General features: G+C 57.9%; 1 protein-coding gene. It reads right to left on the reverse strand.

All coding sequences use genetic code 11. From position 1 onward, the window contains the following. Window positions 1-648: 648 nt before the first annotated feature. A complete protein-coding gene (locus ACFYP3_RS37685) occupies window positions 649-936 on the reverse strand; it encodes a hypothetical protein (protein WP_388842626.1) in 288 nt (95 codons plus the stop codon). Window positions 937-1,769: the final 833 nt, after the last annotated feature.

The following is a 1,769-nucleotide window of genomic DNA, read 5'->3' on the forward strand; positions in this document are numbered from 1 at the left end:
CGGTGACACCTCGCTCAACAGCCTTGGGGCTCTGTCCGTTCCATCGAGCACCCCACCGTCACCCGATCAGTGGCCACTCTGAAAAGGCTCACTGTTTGCCAGAGCAGCGCCCGTACCTAAACCAGCCTCCAACCGGGCTAGCGCGAGCTTCGATGTCGAGCTCAGACAATTGAAGATAGAGGACGAGGTGTATCAACTGGCCCTACCCCCCTCGGAACAGCGCCTACCTGATGTTTACTTTCTTGTGAGCGCCGGTAATCAACATTTGCGGTTAGGTTAAGATGTCGGAGGTTGCCAGCAGTGGTCATTCATCGGCTATTAGACTCTTTGTGCGGCAATCGAAGATCGCGAGATCCGGCAAGGCCTTGACGGTCGAAACGCGTGTGAATCACTGGTGCGTGTTCGATTTGAGGCGAGAGGTCAAAGCGTATGCCGGTGATTCACGCGCTCGTCGCGGCCTAGGTTGGATCGCGCCGGCAAGGCTGGCAGAATCTTATTCTGACTCACGTACGATCTGGCGCGCCAATTGTAAGCTGGCGGCGTGGCCCCAGCGCGCCAGCTGAGCTTGGATTTAACGGTGTCCGCATATCTCGCCGGACAGTCCGGCGCGACGCCAGTCGTAGTAGCCGGACCTAGACTTCGAGCAGTTCACGCATGAACTTGACTGCGAAGGTGCATTCGGCAGTGCCGAGCCGCATTGTTCGATGAACTCATACTTGCTTGCTGCTGAGGAATCTTGCGCGTAATGCGCCGCGCATTTTTTAGGAATGTGTTCTCTGCTTGAACTTCAAGAATGCGATTTTCGAGTTCCTTCAATCTGATCTGTTCGCTGGCTGTCAGTTCGGCGAAGGCTGGCGGCTCGCGCTGCTTCTTATGTCTTCCTGCCCGGCCTCGTAGCGTCTCCGGAGTCAATGCAAGTCCCTGGCTGCCATCCAAGATGGTCTTGCTCGATCGAAATAAGATCTCGATCGCTTCCGCACGATGCTCCTGAAGGCGCGTTCTGAATAGTGATGCTTAGCGATTCTTTAGAAAGGAAACCGCGCTGGGCCCTATCTGCTTGTGCACCTTTAAGGAATGGGAGCACCAGGTCGTGGACTGTTGCTTCGCCTTGCAGGGATGGAACCGCATTTCGCCATCCCAGCGATCAGGGAAATCCTGGTCAGGGCGGCCACGGCAGAACCCCTCTGAACGAGCCTTTGCTATCCAAACCGATCGCAGCGCGACAGAAGAGTCCCCCTTGTTATGTCAGCACGTCGCTTCCAGTCAGCCCTCGGATGCTGAACACGGCGCTGCCGTCCATATTGATCATCCTGGTATTGGTGTTGATGCCTTTGGAGGGAGTTGATATGGGACAGGGCACGTCCGGCTAAGGGGGTGTCTCACGTGGCAAGTTTCGCGAGCTTCTTGTAGCAGGTCAGCGCGGTGCCCAGGCTGAAGAAGACGAGGAAATGCGAGCCTCGAACGCGACATCCGGACCTGGCTGACCGACTGGAACGACCAACCACGGCCCTTCGGCTGGACGAAGACAGCCGACGAAATCCTCGACAAACTTGCCGCCGCCTACTGCCACCGAATCTCTGACTCACGTCAGCCCGACCCCGATTTCGGCCAGCACCGCCCGTGCAACTAACGCCCGCCCCAGCCTGGCTTTGCTCCATGCGCCCGCCGCGGGTAGCGGGGGGGTGTCTCTATGTCCTTCGTCAAGGATGTGGTGCCGGGTATGGGGCTGTTTGGGATGGTCACGCGGCGAGGGTGATGGTGGGGGTTCT

Source organism: Streptomyces sp. NPDC005533 (genome assembly GCF_042871845.1).
GTDB lineage: Bacteria > Actinomycetota > Actinomycetes > Streptomycetales > Streptomycetaceae > Streptomyces.